The sequence below is a fragment of the Kitasatospora sp. NPDC088742 genome (assembly GCF_055584905.1).
In genome coordinates this window covers 84,510-106,238 of record NZ_JBVJLD010000018.1, presented here as the reverse complement: position 1 = coordinate 106,238, position 21,729 = coordinate 84,510, and the positions used below count along the sequence as shown (strand labels likewise).

The following is a 21,729-nucleotide window of genomic DNA, read 5'->3' as shown; positions in this document are numbered from 1 at the left end:
GGCTCAACCGGCGTACGCGGCGGCGAGTTCCCGGCGCGCGGCGGTGGGCTGGGTATGTTGGGCTCCATGGAGATCTGGATCAACCCGCGCTGCACCAAGTGCCGCGTCGCCGTCAGTGAGCTGGACGCCGCCGGGGCGGAGTACACCGTCCGCCGGTACCTGGAGGACCCGCCGAGCGCCGCCGAGTTGGAGCAGGTGCTGGAACGGCTGGCACTGGAGCCCTGGGACATCACCCGGACCGACGAGGCGGTGGCCAAGGAGCTCGGCATGAAGCAGTGGGGCCGCACCCCCGGGGACCGGGACCGCTGGATCGCGGCGATGGCCGAGCACCCGATCCTGATCCAGCGGCCGATCATCACCGCGGACGACGGCCACGCGGTGGTGGCGCGCACCCAGGAGGCCCTGGACTCGGTGGTCCCCAGGGGCTGACGGCCCCACCGGGGGGACGGCCCCTAGTGCCGGGCACGGCACTAGCGACGGCGGAACTCCCGTACCACGGCGCCCGGTTGCCAGATGCGGATGCGGAGTTCGTCGCCCTCGACCTCGGTGAGGACGACGGAGGTGGGTTCGAGGCGGAAGGCGTGGAAGGGGCCGGGGGCGGCTTCGGGGAGGTCGGCGAGGTAGGCGGTGAGCTCGGCCTCGTCGGTGATCTCGCGGGCGGTGCCGGAGACCTTGGCGTCGCCGCCGGCCATGCTGGAGTCGCCGGGGTGACTGTGCAGGGCGAACCGCCCGTCCCGCTGGAGGTCCAGGGCCTTCACCGCGCCGTACATCGAACCGATCGTCAGATCGGCGCCGCCGAACCGCACCTCGGTCCCGCTCACCCTCGGCGCCCCGTCCTTGCGGAGGGTGGCCAGCACGTGGTGCCGGTTGGCCTCGAAGCGGGCCCGGACCGCCGGCGCCAGATCGGGCGCCTCCTGCTCGAAATCCTGCCAGGTCGTCATGGTCGACAGTGTCCCAACGCTCCGCTGACGGTCCGGCCTGCGACACTGCCCGCATGACCGAGAGCTACGTCGCGTTCCTCCGGGCGGTCAACGTCGGCGGCCGGACGGTGAAGATGGAGCGCCTGCGCGCCCTCTTCGCCGATCTGGGCCTCGCCGAGGTCCGCACCTACATCCAGACCGGGAACGTCTTCTTCACCACTGACGAGACCGACCGCGCCGCCCTCACCGGCCGCATCGAGCAGCACCTGGAGCGCGAACTGGGCTTCCCCGTCCCGGTGATGCTGCGCACCGTGGACGAGGTGGCGGCCGTGGTCGAGGCCGATCCCTTCGCCGCCGTCGAGGTGACCCCGGACGTCCGCCTCTGCGTGGTCTTCCTCTCCGAACCGCTCCCCGAGGACCTCGAGTTCCCGGTGCGGGACCCGAAGGGCGGCTGGGAGATCCTCTCCGCCACACCGGGCGCGGCCTTCACCGTCTTCCGCCTGAAGAACGGCCGCCTTTCCGGAGATCCGGCCAAGTCCTTCCCCAAGTCCTACCGGGGCCAGGGCACGTCCCGCTTCTTCCACACCACCGTCAAGATCCTCGCCGCCGCCCGCAAGGCCTGACCGCTCCCGGCCCGGCTCAGTGCGGGAACTGGCGGGGCGGCCGCTGGGCGGGGAGCTCGTCGCGGAACTCCTCGATCACGGTGCTGATCTGACGCATCAGCACGGTGCGCTCGATCCGGTCGAGGTAACGGTTGCGGGCGGCCAGGGCCTCGACGGTGACGGTGAAGTACATCGTCATCAGCGGGTTCACGAAGAGCTTGGTCCCGTTGGTGCGGTCGGTGAAGCGGACGTCGCCGAACTCGCCGCGCAGGGCGGCGGCGACCGAGCCCTGGACGATGCTCGGGTGTTCGGGGCAGGCGGCCCTGGCGTGCTCGACGGCGTCGAGGTAGAGCTGCCCGGAGGTGCTGCCGCGGGTGAGGGAGAAGGCGCCGAGGTAGCCGCCGTCGCGGTCGAGGGCGGCCAGGTTCTCCAGCACCAGGGAGTGGTTGACGCCGTGGTAGTTGTCCACCCCGAAGCCCAGGCAGGCGACCAGCCGGGTCGCCACCTCGGGCATCCCGGCCACCGCGGCGAGGCTGGCCATGTCCTCCTCGGGGGTGCCGAGGCCGGACTCGTCGCCGCACATCAGGATGTCGGTGCCGCCGTCCACCAGCACGATCGCATCGATGTCCAGGTGCCGGACCAGCGCCCGGTACGCGGCCCGCAGCGGCTTGACGCCGACCGAGCCGAAGGCCCAGACGGTGTCGGGGAGTCCGTGCAGCCGCAGCCAGCGGGCCAGCGTCCGCTCGGGGAAGTACCGTTCCGCCGAGGCGGTGTCCGGGGTGATCCTGGCCAGTTCGGGGGCCTGCCAGACCTCGTTGGGCAGGCCGTAGAGGTGGCTGAACGACAGGTTCGCCAGGTGCACCTCGTGCCCGGCCTCGCGCAGTTCCAGGGCGAGCGGCAGCCCGGCGTAGACGTCGAAGCCTCCCCCGGCCCCGGCCACCAGCACTCGCCGGGCATCCTTCAGACGACTCATCAGCAACGGCTCGAACGACATCCGCGCATCGTAGGCCACCGCCCCGGTCGGCCACGCCCCGGTCGGCCACGCGGCGGACGGTTACGGGCGCGGGCCCCAGAGCTCGTCGGTGCAGCGGGCGTAGGTGTCGCGCCAGTGCGGCCAGTGGCGGGCGGTGGTGTCGTCGCAGTCGGCGAGCAGCTGGTCCACCTGCTCGGGCTCGACGCCCTCCAGCAGCCAGGCCAGCGCGTCCGAGCTGCCCGGGCCGTCGGCCGCGCGGATCAGGTCGAGCAGCTCCGGCAGCGTGCCCATCCGCGAACCGGCCGGGAAGATCCCGTCCATCCGGGGCAGCAGCTGCCGCTCCTCGATCCGCAGGTGGGTCTCCAGCCGGGCGGCCAGCTCCTCCACCGCGTACGCCACCGACCAGCTGCTGGCGGGGTCCCGGGTGGCGATCCGCACCAGGGTGGTGACCCGGGTGAAGGAGTGGTCGAGGTTGTGGTGGTCGGACTCCAACCAGTTGAGCAGCAGCCGCAGTTCGGGGGCGAAGCGGCGCAGCAGCGGCCAGAGCCGGCTGTCCTGCTGCTCGTGGTGGCAGGTGAGCATGGCGGTCAGGAAGTCCCAGTGCCGCTGGATCGCCTCGGCGGTGGCGGTGTCGTCGGGCTGGAGCAGCCGCAGGGCGTTGGGGATCCGGGCCAGGTCGCGGCGGAGTGCGGCGTGCACCAGGCGCAGCCCGGCGAACGGGATCGCCTCGGCGGAGGGCTGCGTCTCACGCGGCGCGCCCGCCTGGGCGGGGACCTTCGGGGATTCGACGGGCAGCAGGTGGCTGGGCATGGCACTCTCTTCACGACTGGCTGAGACCGGGCCGGTCGGGCGCCGCACTGGACGGCGCCCCGGCATGGTCTCCAGGGTGCTGACAGCTCATCAGGGTCGAATCAATGTCTGATTGACGCGCAGGTCAGCGACCTGACGGTGGTTCAGCACCCGCTCCGCTCAGTCGGTCTCGGGCCCGGCCAGGTTCTTGGAGAGCCACTCCAGGGTCACCGGGATCATCTTCTTGAAGTCCGAGGTCAGGTGCTTGCCGCCGGGCTGCTCGTAGTACTCGACCGTGGTGGGCGCCGCCGCCTTGGCGACCCAGTTCTTCACCAGCTTGATCTCGTACGCGTTGGCCCCGCCGGCCGTGGCGAGCATCCGCACGTCGGCCTTGGCGCCCGCGATCAGCTGGTCGGGACTGTTGGCCAGCCGCTCGGCGTCGTGGCCCTTCCAGAGCGGGGAGTCCGGGTTGAAGTAGCCGTCGATCGGGACGGCGGCCTTGAACACGTCGGGGTGCTGGAGCGCCAGCTTGGCGCTGCAGAACGCACCGGTGGAGGCGCCCATCAGGCCCCAGCCGTCCCGGCCCTTGACGGTGCGGAAGTTGGCCTTCACGAAGTCCGGGATGTCCTGGGCCATCCAGGTGCCGATCTTGGGCTGGCCCGGGATGTCGCTGCACTCCAGCGCCTTGGACTCGCTGGTCTCGAGGTTCTGCACCGGCATCACCAGGATGAACGGGTGCGCCTTGCCCTCCTTGGAGAGCTGCGCGCCGATCTCCTGGATCGGCAGCTGGTTGTCCGTCCAGGTGTTGTAGCCGGCGCTCTGGCCGCCCGCGTACAGGGTGAGCACCGGGAAGCCGGTCTTGGCGAACTTGGGGTCGTTGTACTCCGGCGGCAGCCAGACCCAGACCTTGCCGCTGACACCGGACTTGGCGCCGGTCAGGGTGGTCATCATGATCGGGCCGGCCGCGGTGTCCCGGACCTTCTTCAGGTCGGCCGCCGGACCGGCCGGCATCAGCACCTTGCTCGGCTTCGGCGGCGGGGTCGGGCTCTGCGAGGCGCTCGGGCTGCCCGAGGAACCGTCCTTGCCGCCGCTCTTGCCGTCCTGGGCGGGCGGTGCCGGGGTGCTGCCGCAGGCGGCCAGGCCGGCGGCCAGGCCGAGGACGCCGACGGCTGCCAGGACGGAACGGGCGGGCTTCAGCAACAAGGTCTTCTTCTCCGAGCGGTCGATCGCCCGGGCGGCTCCGGACGAGGGCCCCGGGGTGGGGCCGGGCCGGGCTGCTCCTGCGGCCACCGGAGAGGTGTCCGGAGCGCCGACCCTGGTCGGCGACCCGCGCCCGGCGGGGCAGGTGTGCCGTCCGTGATCCTACGACGCGGGTCCGATGGAGGCCGGTTGCGATCTTCCCGCCCCGGCCCCGGCCTTCCCCCCGTTCGACGGGGGACACCCCCGCCGGTCGGCGGGGGTCGGACCGGGTTCGAACGGCCCGGACCCGCCAAGGGCGCCAACCCGGCCGACCGGGCGCGGAGTTGACGTGACGAGGCTCACACCGCCGGGCGGGAGCAAGGTCACACCCGAGCGGTACGGGAAGGCGGGCGGGTCAGAGCTGGGAGCGGAGCAGGCCGAGCGCGGTGAACGGCTCGGTGATCACCCGCTCCAGCACCGGCACCGCCGAGGAGCGCACCAGCGTCCGCGAACCGAACACCGCCGGCAGGATGTCGTCGGCCACCGCCAGACCCCGGTGGCTGCGGCGGCCGACCTCGGTGCGCAGCTCGTCCAGGTACTCCTCGGCGACCAGGATTCCGCCCGCCAGCACCACCTTGCTCGGGTTGAGCAGGTCCACGATCCCGGCCACCGCGCGGCCGACCTGACGGGCCCGGGTGCGCAGCAGCTCCTGCGCCCGCTCGTCGCCGCTGCCCGAACCGGCCGGACGGGCCAGCGCGATCAGCCGCTCCAGGGCCAGCGAGTCACCGCCGTCCGAGTCGTCCGCCCGACTCCGGTGGGGCAGCACCCCGAGCTCCCGGGCCCGGGCCACCAGGGCGGTGTCCGAGGCCGTGACGACCAGACAGCTCGCGCCGCAGACCGGGCAGCGCGGGGCGTCCGGGTCGTCGGTGGCGAGCAGGTGCTCGATCGCCCCGGCGGCGGCGCCCGGGCCGCGGTGCACGGTGCGGTCCACCACGATCGCGGCGCCCAGCACGTTGCCGATCATCACCAGCACGAAGTCGTCGGTCTCCCGGCCGGCGCCGAACCAGAGCTCGGCCCGGGCGATCGCGCGCACCGTCTGCTCCAGCACCACCGGGCCGGGCAGCCGGCCGTTCAGCAGCTCCAGCAGCCTGACACCGTGCCAGCCCAGCGGGCCGTGCTCCACCACCAGACCGCGCGCGCCGTCCACCCAGCCGCCGACCGTCACGCCCGTGCCGACCAGGCGTCGCCCGTCCAGACGGTCCTTCAGGAACGCGTCGACGCCCTCGACCGCCTGCTCGACGATCCGCTCCGGGGAGAGGTCCGGCAGTTCGTGGTGCGGGAGTTCGCGCTCGGCCACCACACTGCCGTCCGGGCCGACCAGGCCGAAGGTGGTCCGCAGCAGGCCGATGTGCAGGCCGAGCGCCACCACGTGGTCCCCGTCCAGCGCCAGCGGCACCCGGGGGCGGCCCTGGGTCGGCTCCACCGGGGCCAGCTCGGTGAGCAGTTCCGCCTCGATCAGGGCGGCGGTCAGCTTGGTCACGCTCGGCGCCGAGATCCCGGTGTGCCGGGCGATCTCGGCCCGCGACACCGGGCCGTACGCCAGCACCGCGCGCAGCACGGAGGAGGCGTTGCCCTGCCGCATCAGTTCGGCGCGCTGTCCCGAGGTGACCAGGCCCGTCGGCCGGCCGTCCTGCTTCTCCACTGTTCTCCCTGCTCTCCCTCCCGGACACTGTAGCGATCACCCCGGGCGGGCCCTGTGGCGCGCGTCACCTCCCCGTACGTCCCGCCAAGCCGGCCGCCCCTCCCCCGACGCGCCGCTGTCCGCTCCCACCAGAGACTTTCCGTCCCTCCGTGCGCGATCATCGAGGCCCCTCACCTCGCCCGGGAGTTCAGCCATGGATCAGCAGGTCGCCGTCGTCACCGGAGCCGGCAGCGGGGTCGGCCGCGCCGTCGCCCTCGAACTCGCCGCCCACGGCTGGCGGCTGGTCCTCGCCGGCCGGCGGGCCGAACCGCTCGACTCCGTCGCCGCCGAGACCACCGCCCCCGCCCTGGCCGTCCCCACCGACGTCACCGACCCGGCCGCGGTGGACGCGCTCTTCGCTGCCGCCGTCTCGGCCTACGGCCGGGTCGACCTGCTCTTCAACAACGCCGGCAGCTTCGGCACCCCCACCCCCGTCGAGGACCTCAGCGTCGCCGACTGGCGCGCGGTGGTCGACCTCAACCTCACCGGTGCCTTCCTCTGCGCCCAGGCCGCCTTCCGCCAGATGAAGCGTCAGTCCCCGCAGGGCGGCCGCATCATCAACAACGGCTCCATCTCCGCCCACACCCCCCGCCCCCACTCCATCGCCTACACCGCCACCAAGCACGCCGTCACCGGCCTCACCAAGTCCCTCTCCCTGGAAGGCCGCCCCCACCACATCGCCTGCGGCCAGATCGACATCGGCAACGCCGCCACCGACATGACCGCCGCCATGTCCACCGGAGTCCGCCAGGCCGACGGCCGCACCGCCCCCGAACCCACCATGTCCGTCACCGACGTCGCCCGCACCGTCCGCCACATGGCCACCCTCCCCCTGGAGGCCAACATCCAGTTCGCCACGGTGATGGCCACCACCATGCCGTACATCGGCCGCGGCTGACGGACCGTCGGAGACGGAACCGGCCGCCCCTCCCCCGTGCGCTGGGGGTGGGGCGGCCGGCCGTTCTCGGGGAGGGTGTCAGGGGCGCCAGGTGTCGTTCAGGGTGAGGGTGCCGCCGGCCGGGACGGTGGCGGTGCGGTTGGTGCCGGACTCCCAGGTGACGGTGCCGTTGGACTCCTTGCGGATGTACTTGTACTCGAAGGAAGTGCCCGCCGGCATGGGGACGTTGAGTTTCCAGACCGGGTAGGTGGCGGAGGAGAGCGGGAGGGCCTTGGAGGTGTCCCAGACGCCGAGGGTGGTGGTGTTGCCGACGACGTAGATGTTCTGGCCGAAGACGGTGGTGGCGTTCACCGCGAAGGCGGCGGCGGTGGCGGTGGTCGGCGAGGGGGTCGGGGTGGGGGTGGCGGTGCTGCCGCCCCTGGCGCCGACGTGGAGGGCGACGGCGTCACCGGCGCCGATGGTGGCGGTGAACTTGCCGTCCGGGCCCACGGTGTAGCTCGGGCCGGAGCAGGCGGAGCCGGCGAAGTCGCCGTGCTGGACGTCGCAGTAGGTGCCGGCCGGGAGCGAGGTCTGGAAGGTCTGGGTCAGCGGGCCGCTCTCGCGGTTGATCGCGACGTAGCCCTTGTCGCCGCGGCCGAAGCCGATCGCGTTGCTGCCGTTGGACCACCAGTTGACCAGGCCGGTCCCGGCCACCGCGTTGCGGAAGCCGACCATGTTGGCCACCTGCCGCCAGGCGTGGGTGCAGTTCCAGCCGTCGGTGTAGCAGGAGTTGACGGTGCCGCCGTTCGGCGGGCCGGCGTCGTGGTCGGTGAAGGCGTACCCGGAGTAGACGTTGGGCGAGCCGTAGGGGTGGGCCAGCATGAAGACGTTGGCCAGGGTGTAGGCGGAGCCGTCCTTGTAGGTGAGGGTGGAGCCGTTGCGCTCGGTGTCCCAGTTGTCGACGAAGGTACGGGCCTGGGAGCTCGCCAGCAGACCGTTGCCCCAGGTGGAGAGGTCGGAGATCCGGCCGCCGTTGAAGGCGCTCTTCAGCCAGGTGCCGGAGCGGAACTCGTCCACGTCGCCGTTGCCGGTGTACTCGGACGGCTGGACGGGCTCGCCGGAGCCGTAGATGACCTCCTGCGCCCAGTAGGCGTTCGGGTTGCTCATCTTCGCCTTGATGCCGGCCAGGTCGGCGGCGGCGATGTGCTTGGCGGCGTCGATCCGGAAGCCGTCCACGCCGAGCGAGAGCAGGTCGCTGAGGTAGTTGGCGATGGTCTGCTGGACGTACGCGGAGCCGGTGTTGAGGTCGGAGAGGTTGACCAGTTCGCAGTTCTGCACGTTGGAGCGGTCGCCGTAGTTGGAGATCGCGGTGCGGCAGGAGTGGAAGTCCTGGTCCTGGTAGAAGCCGGGGTAGTTGTACTTGGTGTAGTTGGTGCCACCGGTGCCGGTGCCGGAGCCGGCCGACATGTGGTTGACGACCGAGTCGGCGATCACCTTGACGCCGGCGGCGTGACAGGTGTTCACCATCGCCTGGAACTGGGCGCGGTCGCCCAGCCGTCCGGCGATCTTGTAGCTGACCGGCTGGTAGGAGGTCCACCACTGCGCGCCCTGGATGTGCTCCTGGGGCGGGGAGACCTCGACGTAGCCGTAGCCCTTGGGGCCGAGGGTGTCGGTGCAGGCCTTGGCGACGGAGTCGAAGCGCCACTCGAAGAGGGTGGCGGTGACGTCCTTGCCGCCCGGCGGGGTGGCCTGGGCGGTGGGGGCGAGCGAGAGCCCGGTGGCGAGCGAGAGGACCAGGGCGGCGGACGCGCCGAGGGCGCCGGCCGCGCGGCGGGGCGAGCTGGGGGAGGTGACCACGGTGTCTCCAGGGGGCTGGGTGGGGCAGCCTGGGACCGTCCGGACAGCACCGATGGCGTGACGCACCGTCAGTGCACGCACGGATCGGACGGGGTGGGGGCGTTGGGGCTGGGGGAGCCCCTTGCTGCAAGACCGTTGAAACTTGCTGGAAACTTGCAACGCGCTGAACCTACGACCGCCCCACCGGACCGTCAAGACTCCCGGAGGACACGGATCGGTCACCTGATCGGGTCTCGGCCAGATCCCCGCGTTCCCGTTGACGCGCGGACCCCGCCACCGCTTCGATGATCACCGTCCGCACCCGTTCCGTCACCGACCGGAGAGTGCCCCGCCCATGAGGATCCGTCAGGCCCTGCTGGCCATCGGCATGACCGCGACCCTGTTCACCGGCAGCGTGCTGGTGGGCACCACCACGAGCACCGCGGCGACCGCCACCACCTCCGTCTGCTCCACGGAGGACTTCCACGGCGACAAGCGCCTCGGCCCCGAGCAGCTGCCGACCACCGGCGCGGTCGGCCGCCAGCTCCGGGGCTACCAGCGCACCGGCGGCCTCGGCGAGCAGCGGTTCCTGGACACCTACTACGACGGCGCCACCGGCTTCTGGCGCTACCCGCCCGCCGACGGCTACGTCACCCTGCCGGACGGCACCCCGCTGGAGATCCAGCAGACCCTCCTCCCCGGCCAGCGGATCGACCGCTACGGCAGCGAGTACGGCTCGTACCTGGCCCCCGAGGGCCTCCCCTACCCGAGCCGCGCCCTCCCGCCGCAGTCCCTGGACAGCGACCCGGCCGCCCCCTGCAACTACCACGTCTACAAGGTCGCCAAGTCCTTCACCGTGGACGCCGGCCCGATCGCCCCGTGGTTCGGCCAGCCCGGCCTCGGCTGGCAGTTCCAGCTCGACGCCCGGCACGTGCCCGGCTCGCCGGCCCGGCTCACCGTGCTCTGGCTGATCGACAACGGCTACCTCGCCCGCACCTGACGCCGCTCCCTGCCCGCCCGTGCGAAGTGGTGTGATACCTCTCGTCCTCCCGGAGCGTCAGGTTGCATGACGTCAGCGGGAACCACGGTCGGGCAGGGGCATGGAGTTCGAGGAGTTCGCGAGTACCAGGAGCAGACGCCTGTTCCAGATCGCGTACCTGATGTGCGGGGACTGGCATCAGGCACAGGATCTGGTGCAGATCACGCTGGCCAAGATGTTCACCATCTGGGGGCGGCTGCGGCGTGGCCGGGACGAGCCCGGGCTGGACGCGTACGCCCGCAAGGTGCTGCTGCGGATGTACCTCTCGCAGCGCCGGCTGCGGCGCTCCTCGGAGGTGGTCTCCGCCGAGCTGCCGGAGCAGCTGACGCTCGGGAGCGAGGAGTCCGACCTGCGGGTCACCCTGGTCGCCGCGCTGGCCCAACTGCCGCCGCGCAACCGGGCGGTGGTGGTGCTCCGGTACCTGGAGGACCACAGCGTGGAGTCGGTGGCCGAGCTGCTCGGGTGCTCGCAGGGCGCCGTCAAGACCCTCACCACCCGTTCGCTGGCCAAGCTCCGGGGCATCCTGGGCGCGGACCGCGAACTCCTGCTGAGTCTGTGACGGAGCCATTCATGACCAGGAGCACGGACAACATGCCGCACGACCCCGGACACGACGAGATCAGCGAACTCTTCGACGCGGTCCACCTCATCGACGCCCCGGTCGCCACCATGGTGGCCGAGAGCCGGCGCCTCGGGATCCGGCTCCGGCGCCGCCGCCGGCTGCGGATCGCCGGCGCGGCGCTCGCCGTGGCCGCACTGGCCACCGTGGCCACCCCGAACCTCTGGCAGACCGCCCCGGGCGACGACCGGGCCACCGTGGCCGCGACCCCGGCGCCGGTACCGCCCACGCCCACGGCCACGGCCACCGCCACCGCCACCGGCTCCAGCGAACCGACCGTCCCGCTCAGCCGGGAGGCGATGTTCACCCTGCTGAGCCGGATGCTGCCCAACCCGGGCGCGGCCACCCTGCTCCCCGCCGACCTTCCCAGCGCACTGGCCCGGACCCGCTGGCGCCCGGCGGACGGCTACTACGAGATCGTCGTCCGGTACACCGACTACGACGGCACGTCGGAACTGCGCGTCGCGCTGTCCCGGATGTCGGCCGAGCAGTTCGAGTGCACCAGTGACTCGACCTGCTCCCGCCACGTCCTCTCCAGCGGCGAACGGCAGTTGGTGGACGTCGCCGACCGGAAGGGCGAGCGCACGGTCACGGTCCGCCGGGAGCGGCTGGACGGCATGGCCGTCACCGTGATGGCGGGCAACTGGGTGAGCGACCCGGACGGCACCCGGCACCGGTCACGGACCGAGGTGCCGATCACGGAGGAGATGCTCTGGGCCTGGACCGGCGCCCAGGAGTGGCAGGAGCTGGTGCCCCGGCGCCTGACCGAACAGGCCGGCCGGAGCTGACGGAGCCTCAGACCGCGTCCGGGCCGCGCTCGCCGGTCCGGACGCGGACGATGCCGTCCACCGGGACGACCCAGACCTTGCCGTCGCCGATCTTGCCGGTGCGGGCGGCGGTGACGATCGCGTCCACCACCAGGTCGGCCTCCTCGTCCTCCACCACCACCTCGATCCGGACCTTGGGCACCAGGTCGATCCGGTACTCGGCGCCCCGGTAGACCTCGGTGTGGCCGTGCTGGCGGCCGTAGCCACTGGCCTCGGTGACGGTCAGTCCGTGCACGCCGTGCGACTGCAGGGCGGTCTTCACCTCGTCCAGCTTGAAGGGCTTGACGACGGCGGTGATCAGCTTCATGACTGAGGGGCCTTCAGGAAGGAGGGGGCGGAGGCCAGGTGGGCCGAGGCGGTGGCGCTGCCGTGGCCCAGGACGCCGTGATCGTACGCCGTCTCGGCGTGCACGGCGAGGTCCAGGCCGGTGAGTTCCTGCTCGGCGCTGGCCCGGAATCCGATGGCGCGGTCGATCGCCTTGCCGATCCCGTACGTCACCGCGAAGGCGTAGCCGCCGACCACCGCCACGGCCAGCAACTGCTTGCCGAGCTGCCCGAAGCCGCCGTGCAGCAGGCCGGTCGGGCCGCCGGTCATCACCGCGGAGGCGAAGACGCCGATCAGCACGGTGCCGATCACGCCGGCCACCAGGTGCACGCCCACCACGTCCAGCGAGTCGTCGTAGCCGAAGCGGAACTTCCAGCTGACGGCGTAACAGCAGACCACGCCCGCCGCCGCTCCGATCGCCAGCGCGCCGAGCAGGTCCACCGAGCCGCAGGAGGGGGTGATGGCGACCAGCCCGGCCACCGCGCCGGAGGCGGCGCCCAGGGTGGTGGCGTGGCCGTCCTTCTTCTTCTCCACCAGCAGCCAGCCGAGCAGGCCGGTGCAGCCGGCCGCCTGGGTGTTGAGCAGCACGGCGGCGGCGGTGCCGTTGGCGCCGAGCGCGGAGCCCGCGTTGAAGCCGAACCAGCCGAACCAGAGCAGGCCCGCGCCGAGCACCACCATCGGCAGGTTGTGCGGGCGCATGGCCTCCTTCTTGAAGCCGAGGCGGGGGCCGAGCACCAGGGCCAGGGCCAGGCCGCTGGCCCCGCAGTTGACCTCGACCACCAGGCCGCCGGCGAAGTCCAGCACGCCGAGCCTGGTGAGCAGCCAGCCGCCGGGTGCGAACACCCAGTGCGCGACGGGCACGTAGACCAGCAGCGTCCAGACCACCGTGAACAGCACCCAGGCGCCGAACTTGGCGCGGTCCGCGACCGCGCCGGAGATCAGCGCGGCGGTGACGATCGCGAAGGTCAGCTGGAAGGTGGCGAACAGCAGGGTGGGGACCTTGCCGGTGAGCGAGGCGGGGGTGATCCCGGCCATCCCGAGGTGGTCGAGCCCGCCGATCAGGCCGAGGCCGCCGAGGTCGGGGCCGAAGGCCAGCGAGTAGCCGGCCACCAGCCAGACCACCGTGACGGTGGCGATCGAGACCAGGCTCATCATGATCATGTTGAGCGCGCTCTTGGTGCGGACCATGCCGCCGTAGAACAGCGCCAGGCCCGGCGTCATCAGCAGCACCAGCGCGGTGCTGGCCAGCAGCCAGGCGGTGTCGCCGGTGTCCGGCCCGGCGGGGGTCTCTGCGAGCAGCATCTGCGGCCTTCCCGGGGTCACTCGACGCGCCGGGGTGGGGTTGCGCGTCGGCTGGGAGCCGAGTCTGGACGGAGCGGATTTCCGGATGCGGACGTGCGTGTTTCGGTGGCGTTTCGTGTTGCCGGGCGGTTTCCGGCTGCTCACGGACGCGCCCCGGCCCGGTGGAGCGAGCTCCACCGGGCCGGGGTGTCAACTACCGCTGAGGGTGCGTCAGCTGGTGGTGATGGAGGTGTCGTCGATCAGGAAGCTGGTCGCGAGCGACGCGTCCTCGACACCGTTGAACTTGAGGGTGACGCTCTGGCCGGCGTAGGCCGAGAGGTCGAAGGTGCGGAGCTGGTAGCTGGAGACGGCGTCCACGTTGGAGTAGGTCTTCAGCGCGGTGCCGTTCACCGTGACGGTGAGCTTGTCGTACTGGGTGGTGCCGGTCTCGGCGGTGTCGATGCGCAGGTAGAAGCCGAGGGTGGCCTTGCAGCCGGTCGGGATGGTGACGGTCTGCGAGGCGCTGTCGGTGTGGGCGGAGCCGTAACCGTTCAGCCAGGCCTTGTAGGAGCCGGTGCGGGCGGGCTTGCTGGTGCCGCTGTCGATCACGCCCGAGGTGGTGGTCCAGGTGGTGTTACCGGACTCGAAGCCCGCGTTGCCGAGCAGCTGCGCCGGGGTGCAGGTGTTGGTCACGTTGTTCACGGTCCAGGTGAAGCTGGCCGAGCCCGACTTGTTGGCGGCGTCCGTGGCGGTGACCGTCACGTTCGAGGTGCCCTCGGTGGTCGGGGTGCCGGTGATCTTGCCCGAGGTGGAGATCGACAGGCCGGCCGGCAGGCCGGTGGCCGAGAAGGTCAGCGGGGCGGTGCCGCCGCTGGCGTTGACCTGCAGGCTCACCGCGGTGTTGACCTTGGTGGTCTGGTTGCCGGGGCTGGTCACCGTGACGGTGCCCGGGTTCGGCGGCACGGTGCCGACCGCGACGCCGGCCCACGCGGTGCCGACCTGGTAGAGCTCGGTCGAGCCGGCGCCGTACAGGTCCTTGGCCGCGTTCTCGGTGGCGGTGCGGGCCTGGGCGTAGTTGGTGCTGGAGGTCATGTAGACCGTCAGGGCGCGGTACCAGATGGCCGCGGCCTTGTCGCGGCCGATGCCGGCGACGGTGATGTTGTTGACGGTCGGGCTGTTGTAGCTGACGCCGTTGATGACCTTGGCGCCGCTGCCCTCGGCCAGCAGGTAGAAGAAGTGGTTGGCCACGCCCGAGGAGTAGTGGACGTCGACGTTGCCCACGCCCGAGTACCACGAGTCCTTGGAGGAGCCGTCCTTGGAGGGCTTGTCCATGTAACGGAGCGGCGTGCCGTCCCCGTTGATGTTGATCTCCTCGCCGATCAGGTAGTCCGGCGGGTCGGCGGGCAGGTTGGCGTACCACTCGACCATGGTGCCGAAGATGTCCGAGGTGGCCTCGTTCAGGCCGCCGGACTCACCCGAGTAGGTCAGGTTGGCGGTGTTGGAGGTGACGCCGTGGGTCATCTCGTGGCCGGCCACGTCCAGGGCGGTCAGCGGGGCGTTGTTGCCCGAGCCGTCGCCGTAGGTCATGCAGAAGCAGCCGTCGTCCCAGAACGCGTTGACGTAGTTGCTGCCGTAGTGGACCCGGCTGAACGCGCCGACACCGTCGTTGCGGATGCCGCTGCGGTTGAAGGTGTTCTTGTAGAAGTCCCAGGTCGCGCCCGCGCCGTAGTGCGCGTCGACGGCGGCCGACTCCTTGTTGGAGGCGAGGCCGTTGCCCCAGGCGTCGGTGGCCTTGGTGAAGAGCGTGCCGTTGCCCGAGGTGCCGTTGTTCAGGTTGGTGGTGTACTGGCCACCGCGCGCGGTGTCCTTCATCTGGTACGTCGAACCCGACAGCGAGGTGCCGATGGTGACGTTGCCGACGAAGACGCCCTGGCCGGTGCCCTTCTTGATGCCCTCGTACTTCTGGATCAGGGCGCCGGTCTGAGCGTCCGTCACCACGTGCATCCGGGACGGGGTGCCGTCCGCCTCGACGCCGGAGACCACGGTCTCGTAGGCCAGGCGCGGGGCGCCCTCGGCGACCCAGACCACCAGGCGCGGGGCGGTGTCCAGACTGGAGCCCTGCTCGGCGGAGAGCGCGGCGGACTGCGCGGCCGGGGCGGCCAGCTTCGGCGTGGTGCTGAAGCCGGTCAGCGCCTGCGAGCTCGCCTTGTCCACACCCTTGGTGAGGCCGCCGGCGGTCTGGTGGACGACCAGGTCGCCACCGAGCACCGGGAGGCCGCCGTAGGTGCGCTCGTAGCGCAGGTGACGGGAACCGTCGGCGTCGACCACGACGTCCTTGGCGACCAGCTTCTCCTGGGCACCGAGGCCCAGGGACTGGACCAGGCCGGCACCCTGCTGCTCGGCGGAGGCGAGCAGGCTCGCCTTGCCGGCCGCGATCGGGTTGACCTGGGAGGGGGCCTGCGGGGACGCCTGCGCCATGGTGGGCACGGCCGTCACCACCAGGGCGGTGGCGGCGGCGAGCGCGGCCATCGTCACCCGGGCGTGGGTGTAGCGGGACATGCGGACTCCTTTTCCGACCGTCCGCGGGGTGCACGGGCGGTGGAGAGAACCTGGCCGCGGGGTTGCGGCACAGCGGGGGCCCCGGGCTGCCTGTGCGACGCCCGGGTCGGTGCGTTGAAAGGAGTGGTGCTTGGTAGCGCCTTGCCTGCGCTGGAACGCCGCAGCGGGGGGGTTGGGGCCCATCTCGTCGGCGGCAGGGGGAATCGTGGCAGCAAACCCTCCGTGAATGACAGATGCACGTCATGGATTGGCCGATATCCGCCCCAGGCACGCGGCCCTCGCCGTGGTGCCAACTCCCTTGGTGCGCAAGGGGCCGGCGAAAACGCTTGCCATCTTCCGGAAGCGCTTCGCATCCGGCAGATCCGCACTGAACAGCGGCAGGATCGCGGCCCGCCCGGACGGTCGGTCGGTTGCCGCCGCAGACCGTCCGTGGACCCCGAAACAGCGCCGTCCGGCGCCCGGGTGTCACCACGACGGGGCGCCAGACGGCGATTTCCAGCCATCCGACTTGACGATGACTCGTATCGGCCGCATGTCGCGCGTGTGAACGCGACGGCCGCGTGTGAACGGGCCCGCCCGCTGTGAACGGACGGGCCCCTGTGGACGCGTGGGGCCGGTCAGCCCTGGACGAAGACCGCCACCGTCCGGGCCGGCACGGTGAAGGTCCCGGTGGCCGCGTCGAAGCGGGCACCCTTCACCACCGGGTCGGCCCCGTCCGCCTGCACCCGGTGCAGGGACTGCGCGCTGCCCTTCAACCCGCCCACCGTCTGGCGCTGTTCGGCCGGGGTCGCGTTGAACACCACCGTGACGGAGCGCTCCGCGCCGGGCAGGCCGGCGCCGTCCAGGTGCAGGGTGATCACGCCGGGCTGCTCACCCGCCGTACCGGAGAGCGGGAAGGAGAGGCGGCGCTGCACCTCGGCCGCGGTGGAGAGGGCGAACAGCGGCGAGGACTGCTTGATCCGGACGAACTGCCGGTACTGCGTGGCCGCCGAGGAGATCTCGTTGCAGCCCACCCGCAGCTTCGGGTCGGCCAGCAGCTGCTTGGCCGTCGGCCACATCTCCTTGTTGTCGGCCGCCATCGGCAGCCCGCGGCCGAAACCGTTGCCCTTGGCGCAGTCCCACTCGATCGCGTTGAACCAGTCACCGGAGTCGTAGGAGTTGGCGTCCAGCGACTTGGAGCGCAGCCGGTCGCTGCCGGCCTGGACGAAGCCCGGGCCCTGGCTCAGCGCGGTGAGCGAGAGGCCGAGCGCCTGCATCCGGGCCCGGTCGGCCGGCGCGGTGGTGACGGGCAGCTTGTAGGCCAGCGCGTCGAACAGGTCCGCGTTGTCGTGCGCGTCGAGGTACTCCAGTGCCTCCCCGGGGTTGGCCGCGTAGCCGGTCGGGGCGCCGTTGTAGTCCACGCCCGCACCGGTGACGGTCCGTCCGCTGCTGTCGGTGAAGGAGTACCCCGCCAGGTTCCCGGTCAGTCCGACCTTCACCTGGTCCATCTGACGGAGCAGCCGGGCCTTCTGCTCCTCGGGCGTGCCGTTGGCCGCCGAGCCGTTCGGGTCGGTGAAGAGCCCGGACGCGAAGCCCTGCTGCGGCGCCGAGTTCAGCATGAAGTTGCCGCCGCGCACCGCGTCCCGGATCCGGTCGTTGAAGGTGGCGATGCCGGTTCCGGCCATGTTGGTCTGGGTGGCCTGGACGAAGCGGGCGTCGTTGGCCACCACGCCGAAGTTCCAGCCCTCGCCGTAGAGGAAGAGGTCCTTGCCCGAGACCCCGTCCTGGCGGCGCGTCAGCCCGTCCAGCGCGGAGCGCACGTCCAGCATGGTCTGCTTGGGGTCCAGGCCCATCAGGTCGAAGCGGAAACCGTCGACCCGGTACTCGCGGGCCCAGGTCACCACCGAGTCGACCACCAGCTTGTTCATCATGGCGTGCTCGGGCGCGGTGTCCGCGCAGCAGGAGTCGGTGGTGACCTTCCCGGTGTCGCTCAGCCGCTGGTAGTAGCCGGGCACCACCTTGTCCAGCACCGAGTGCTCGGCCTGCCCGGAGGCGGCGGTGTGGTTGTAGACCACGTCCAGCACCACCCGCAGCCCGGCCTCGTGCATCGCCTGCACCATCTCGCGGAACTGCACGGTGCGGGCCAGCCCGTTGGGGTCGGTGGCGTACGAGCCCTCCGGCACGGTGTAGTGCAGCGGGTCGTAGCCCCAGTTGTAGGCGTCTCCCGCCTGGACGGCCGCCACGCACTCCTGCTGCTTCTCGCCGTCGGCCGGCAGCGAGGCCAGGTCGCAGGCGGGGAGCTGCTGCTGGGCGCGGTTCTCCCGGATGGTGGCGATGTCGAAGGTGGGCAGCAGGTGGATGGTGGTGACGCCCGCCGCGGCCAGCTCCTTCAGGTGCTTCATCCCGGCCGACTTCGACTCGGTGAAGGCCTTGTAGGTGCCGCGCTCGGCCACCGGCACCGTGGAGTCCGCGACCGAGAAGTCCCGCACGTGCAGTTCCTGGATCTGCTGCTTCTGCGGCGGCACGGCCTGCGGGGAGCGGTGCTGGTCCCAGCCGCGCGGCTTGGTGTCACGGGCCGTCAGGTCGGCGACCAGGGAGCGGGTGGAGTCGGTGGAGAGGGCCACCGAGTACGGGTCGGTGACGGTGTTGGTGACCACCTGGCCGACGCTCGGCGCCCAGACCTTGACCTGGTAGAGGTAGTACTTGCCGTCCAGCTCCCGGGTGTCCCCGGTGAGCGACCAGACGCCGGTGGCCTCGTCCCGGCGCAGCGGCACCGTCCTCGGGGTGCCGCCGGCGGGCCCGTCGAAGAGCTGGACGGAGACCTCGGTGGCGGTCGGCGCCCAGAGCGAGAGCGTCACCCGGCGCTCGCGCCACCAGCCCCAGCCGCCTGCCTCCCGGTACACCGGGCCGAGTTGGGCCTTGGCCGCCCCGGCCGAGTACAGGTCGTCGAGCACGCCGGGGAGCTGCACGCCGGTGGCGGCCAGTGCGGCGCCGTTCGGCAGGTGCTCGGTGAAGAGCAGCTGGCTGCGGAGCGCCTCGGTGGTCCGGCGGGCGTCGCGGGCGTCCACGGTGAAGGCGCGGTACCCGGCCAGGTGCGGGTACTTCTTCTTCTGGTCCTCCGTCAGGGAGCCGGGGCTGAGCCGGATCCACTGGCCGGGCTTGCTGATGACCCCCTTGTCGACGGTGATCCCGCCGGCCGGGTCGTAGACCAGCTGGGCGCTGGTGCCGCCGTTCAGCGCGGCGTCGCCCGCGCCGTAGTTGGCGGGCACCACGACGGTCTTCGCGTCGATCCACTGGGCGCGCGCGCTGGAGAGGTCCAGCTGCGAGGAGGCCCCGGCCGACTGCGGCAGCAGGTGGCCCTCCTGACCGCCGATCAGCCAGACCTCGCGGCCGCTGGTGGCGAAGTCCAGCGACTGGTCGTTCGGCAGGTCCTTGTCGTTGCCCTTGTGGAGGATGTAGCTCAGGCTGGTCGCGCCGGGGGCCAGCGGCACCTCGAAGACGGCGCCGTAGGAGTCCTTCCGGGCGGGCGTCAGCGGATTGCCCCAGTCGGTGGGGGTGGCCGCGCCGGTCCAGTCGTGCAGACCCCAGCCGTCGTAGTCGCCGTCGGCCCGCTGGTAGTGGATGACGGCGGTGTTCGCCGGCACCGGCGTGACCGGATCGGGGTTGCTCGGGTAGACCTTCGGGTCGCCCTCCTTGACCCAGACCTCACCGGTGGAGCCGAGGTCGACGTGCCGGTCGCCGTCGGTGTCCTTGGTGCCGTTGTTCTCCACCACGAACCCGACGTCGGCCGCGCCGCTCTTCAACTTGACGTAGGCGAAGGCCCCGTAGCCGTCCCGCCCGGTGAACGCGTGCCCGGCCGGCCACGGGGTGGACTCGCCGTCGGCCAGGTCGCCCCAGGCGTACATGTTCCAGCCGTCGTAGTCGGCGTTCTTCCGCTGGTAGTGCACTACCGCGTAGGGCCGGGAGGTGGCGCTCGGCGCCGGCTTCGGCGCGGGGGTGCCGGTGGTGAAACTCCCGGTCGCGGAGCGGAGGTTGCCGCTGCTGTCGCGGACCACGGCCTTGTACCGGACCACGGTGCCGGGGGCCACCCCGGTCAGGTCCTGGGTGACCTTGTACGTCCCGTTGTCGGCCGAACCGAGCTGCTGCCAGGCCCCGTTGCCGATCTGCGCGGCGAAGGAGACCCGGTTGAAGCCGCCGCCCGGCACCTCGGCGCCGACGGTCACCGTGCCGGTGGAGCCCTCCGCCGGTGCGCGCAACGTCAGTTGGGGCGCGGCAGTGCTCTTCACCAGCTTCTTGGCGGCCCTGTGCACCACCGAGGAGTACGCCGGGACGGTGACGGTGACCTTGCGGTCGGCCCCGCTGGTGAGCTTCTCCCCCGCCGCCGGGTAGATCCGGTCGAAGTCGGCGCCGGCCGAGAAGGTGTCCAGCGTGACGGTCTTCGGCTCGGCCGAGTTGTTGACCGCGACCAGGTACTCGATCTGCTCCTTGGCGTCGATCCGGGAGAAGGCGTACACCCCGGCGCCGTCGGCAGCGTACCGCTCGACCTGCGCGCCGTCCGCCAACGCCGGGTGCTGCTTGCGCAGTTGGGCCAGTCCGGCGATGCCCTGGTAGAGCGCCCCGCCGGTGCCGTAGCGGTCGGCCGGGCCCTTGGTGCCGCCGATCACCTCGTCCGCGTTGTACGAGGCGGTCTTCGAGGCGAACAGGTCGTGCCGGGCGTCCTTGTCGCCGCCGGCGCCGGTGAAGCCCTGCTCGTCGCCGTAGTAGACGACCGGTTGACCCCGGGTCAGGAACATCAGCTCGTTGGCCAACCGGTCCTTGGCGAGCAGCAGTTCACCGCCCGCGCCCTTGTTGTCGGCCTGCAGGAAGCTGCCGAAGCGGCCCATGTCGTGGTTGCCGAGGAAGGTCGGCAGCTCGTAGGCGTTGGTGTCGGCGGTGGTGTAGCGGTAGTCCTGCGCGTACAGCTCGGAGAGCGCCCTGGCCGAGCCGCCCTGCGAGACGTACCCGCGGGCGCCCTCCTGGAAGCCGAAGTCCAGGGTGGCCTGGAGCCTGCCCTTGGTGACGTACGGGGAGGTGACGGCCGGGTCGCCGGAGTAGACCTCGCCGAACATGAAGAAGTCGTCGTTGCCCAGCTTGGCCGCGTAGCCCTTGAGCTCGGGCGCCCACTGGGACCAGAAGGCGGTGTTGACGTGCTTGACGGTGTCGATCCGGAAGCCGTCGACCCCGGTCTCCTTCACCCAGGTCTTGTAGATGTCCTGCATGCCCTTGACCACCCGGGGGTTCTGGGTGTCCAGGTCGTCCAGGCCGGAGAAGTCGCCCTCGGTGGCGGACTCGCCGACGAAGGTCGAGTTGCCCCGGTTGTGGTAGAGCGCGGGGTCGTTCAGCCAGTTGGGGGTCTTGGCCTTCTTGTCGGCCTCGGTGCGGAAGACCGGGCTGTACGGGAAGGAGTCGGCGGTGACCTTCGGCCACTGGGCGGCGGCGTCGGCGATCGCGGTCTCGTCCACCGGGCGGCCGTCGGCGTCCAGGGTCGGGTAGGCGCCGGCCGAGCGGTAGTCGTACTTCTTCTCCTTGGAGTCGACCACGTCGGCGGTGTGGTTGGTGATGACGTCGAAGAAGACCTTGATGCCCTTGGCGTGCGCCTTGGCGATCAGCTCCTTGAGCTGCTCGTTGGTGCCGAAGTGGGGGTCGACCTTGGTGAAGTCGGTGATCCAGTAGCCGTGGTAGCCGGCCGAGGCGTCCGCGCCGGTGCCCTGCACCGGGCGGTTCTCGAACAGCGGGGCCATCCAGATCGCGGTGGTGCCCAGGCCCTGGACGTAGTCCAGCTTGTCGATCAGACCCTTGAGGTCACCGCCGTGGTAGAAGCCCTTGTCCGCCGGGTCCAGGCCGTTGGCCATCCGGTCGCCGGGGATGCCGCCGGTGTCGTTGCGCCGGTCGCCGTTGGCGAAGCGGTCGGGGAGGACGAAGTAGAACTGCTCCCTGGTCAGGTCGTGCCGGTCGGCCCGCTCGGCCATCGCCCGGTCCGAGGGCGGGGCGGCCGGCCCGGGAGCGGCCACCGCGAGCGGGGCGGCCCCCAGTCCGGTCGCCAGCAGCGAGGCGGCGATCAGCGCGGCCGTCCGGCCGGGTCGCTGGTAGGGGGTCGTGCTCCGTGGGCGGCGGGGCTGGACTTCGGCCACAGCTGGGCTCCCTT

General features: G+C 71.6%; 16 protein-coding genes. 6 read left to right on the top strand and 10 right to left on the bottom strand.

Going from position 1 to position 21,729, the window contains the following annotated elements; genetic code table 11:
* Window positions 1-66 precede the first annotated feature (66 nt).
* Window positions 67-429 carry an arsenate reductase family protein gene (locus ACZ6ZR_RS16735; RefSeq protein WP_465642902.1) on the top strand — a complete coding sequence of 121 codons (363 nt, stop codon included), beginning with the start codon at window positions 67-69 and terminating at the stop codon, window positions 427-429.
* A gap of 41 nt (window positions 430-470) precedes the next feature.
* Here the strand turns inward: ACZ6ZR_RS16735 and ACZ6ZR_RS16730 are convergent, their stop codons facing one another.
* Window positions 471-941 (bottom strand): pyridoxamine 5'-phosphate oxidase family protein, encoded by a 471-nt coding sequence (locus tag ACZ6ZR_RS16730; RefSeq protein ID WP_465642900.1) that lies wholly within the window; start codon window positions 939-941, stop codon window positions 471-473.
* 53 nt (window positions 942-994) lie between these two features.
* Here ACZ6ZR_RS16730 and ACZ6ZR_RS16725 point away from each other — a divergent pair, with 53 nt between their 5' ends.
* On the top strand, window positions 995-1,543 hold the full coding sequence (locus ACZ6ZR_RS16725) for a DUF1697 domain-containing protein (RefSeq protein WP_465642898.1): 549 nt from the start codon (window positions 995-997) through the stop codon (window positions 1,541-1,543).
* 16 nt (window positions 1,544-1,559) lie between these two features.
* On the opposite strand, the gene ACZ6ZR_RS16720 is transcribed toward ACZ6ZR_RS16725, so the two are convergent.
* The 4 genes from ACZ6ZR_RS16720 to ACZ6ZR_RS16705 all read right to left on the bottom strand — a co-directional run bounded on the left by ACZ6ZR_RS16720 (window position 1,560) and on the right by ACZ6ZR_RS16705 (window position 6,165).
* Complete coding sequence (locus tag ACZ6ZR_RS16720) at window positions 1,560-2,516, bottom strand: DUF1152 domain-containing protein (protein WP_465642896.1); 957 nt, start codon at window positions 2,514-2,516, stop codon at window positions 1,560-1,562.
* Window positions 2,517-2,576: 60 nt separating this feature from the next.
* A complete protein-coding gene (locus ACZ6ZR_RS16715) occupies window positions 2,577-3,305 on the bottom strand; it encodes a hemerythrin domain-containing protein (RefSeq protein WP_465642894.1) in 729 nt (242 codons plus the stop codon).
* Window positions 3,306-3,464: 159 nt separating this feature from the next.
* Complete coding sequence (locus tag ACZ6ZR_RS16710) at window positions 3,465-4,574, bottom strand: alpha/beta hydrolase (protein ID WP_465642892.1); 1,110 nt, start codon at window positions 4,572-4,574, stop codon at window positions 3,465-3,467.
* 304 nt (window positions 4,575-4,878) lie between these two features.
* Complete coding sequence (locus ACZ6ZR_RS16705; protein ID WP_465642890.1) at window positions 4,879-6,165, bottom strand: ROK family protein; 1,287 nt, start codon at window positions 6,163-6,165, stop codon at window positions 4,879-4,881.
* Window positions 6,166-6,358: 193 nt separating this feature from the next.
* Between ACZ6ZR_RS16705 and ACZ6ZR_RS16700 the strand changes: the two genes are divergently transcribed.
* On the top strand, window positions 6,359-7,102 hold the full coding sequence (locus tag ACZ6ZR_RS16700; protein WP_465642888.1) for an SDR family oxidoreductase: 744 nt from the start codon (window positions 6,359-6,361) through the stop codon (window positions 7,100-7,102).
* Window positions 7,103-7,180: 78 nt separating this feature from the next.
* On the opposite strand, the gene ACZ6ZR_RS16695 is transcribed toward ACZ6ZR_RS16700, so the two are convergent.
* Window positions 7,181-8,938, bottom strand: coding sequence for a carbohydrate-binding module family 20 domain-containing protein (locus tag ACZ6ZR_RS16695; protein ID WP_465642886.1), 1,758 nt, complete (start codon window positions 8,936-8,938; stop codon window positions 7,181-7,183).
* A gap of 334 nt (window positions 8,939-9,272) precedes the next feature.
* Between ACZ6ZR_RS16695 and ACZ6ZR_RS16690 the strand changes: the two genes are divergently transcribed.
* The 3 genes from ACZ6ZR_RS16690 (at window position 9,273) to ACZ6ZR_RS16680 (ending at window position 11,363) form a co-directional block, all read left to right on the top strand.
* The gene (locus tag ACZ6ZR_RS16690) at window positions 9,273-9,917 is read left to right on the top strand and encodes a TNT domain-containing protein (RefSeq protein WP_465642884.1); all 645 of its coding nucleotides are present in this window, start codon (window positions 9,273-9,275) and stop codon (window positions 9,915-9,917) included.
* A gap of 100 nt (window positions 9,918-10,017) precedes the next feature.
* Window positions 10,018-10,515, top strand: a complete 498-nt coding sequence (locus ACZ6ZR_RS16685) for a SigE family RNA polymerase sigma factor (protein ID WP_465642882.1) — start codon at window positions 10,018-10,020, stop codon at window positions 10,513-10,515.
* An 11-nt stretch (window positions 10,516-10,526) separates the two neighbouring features.
* The gene (locus ACZ6ZR_RS16680; RefSeq protein WP_465642880.1) at window positions 10,527-11,363 is read left to right on the top strand and encodes a hypothetical protein; all 837 of its coding nucleotides are present in this window, start codon (window positions 10,527-10,529) and stop codon (window positions 11,361-11,363) included.
* A 7-nt stretch (window positions 11,364-11,370) separates the two neighbouring features.
* Here the strand turns inward: ACZ6ZR_RS16680 and ACZ6ZR_RS16675 are convergent, their stop codons facing one another.
* The 4 genes from ACZ6ZR_RS16675 to pulA all read right to left on the bottom strand — a co-directional run bounded on the left by ACZ6ZR_RS16675 (window position 11,371) and on the right by pulA (window position 21,715).
* Window positions 11,371-11,709, bottom strand: coding sequence for a P-II family nitrogen regulator (locus ACZ6ZR_RS16675; RefSeq protein ID WP_465642878.1), 339 nt, complete (start codon window positions 11,707-11,709; stop codon window positions 11,371-11,373).
* On the bottom strand, window positions 11,706-13,028 hold the full coding sequence (locus ACZ6ZR_RS16670) for an ammonium transporter (RefSeq protein ID WP_465642876.1): 1,323 nt from the start codon (window positions 13,026-13,028) through the stop codon (window positions 11,706-11,708). Before ACZ6ZR_RS16670 ends, ACZ6ZR_RS16675 begins: the two co-directional genes overlap by 4 nt.
* A 210-nt stretch (window positions 13,029-13,238) precedes the next feature.
* Window positions 13,239-15,566, bottom strand: coding sequence for a M4 family metallopeptidase (locus tag ACZ6ZR_RS16665; protein WP_465642874.1), 2,328 nt, complete (start codon window positions 15,564-15,566; stop codon window positions 13,239-13,241).
* 617 nt (window positions 15,567-16,183) lie between these two features.
* The gene (pulA, locus tag ACZ6ZR_RS16660) at window positions 16,184-21,715 is read right to left on the bottom strand and encodes a pullulanase-type alpha-1,6-glucosidase (protein ID WP_465642872.1); all 5,532 of its coding nucleotides are present in this window, start codon (window positions 21,713-21,715) and stop codon (window positions 16,184-16,186) included.
* Between the last annotated feature and the right edge of the window lie 14 nt (window positions 21,716-21,729).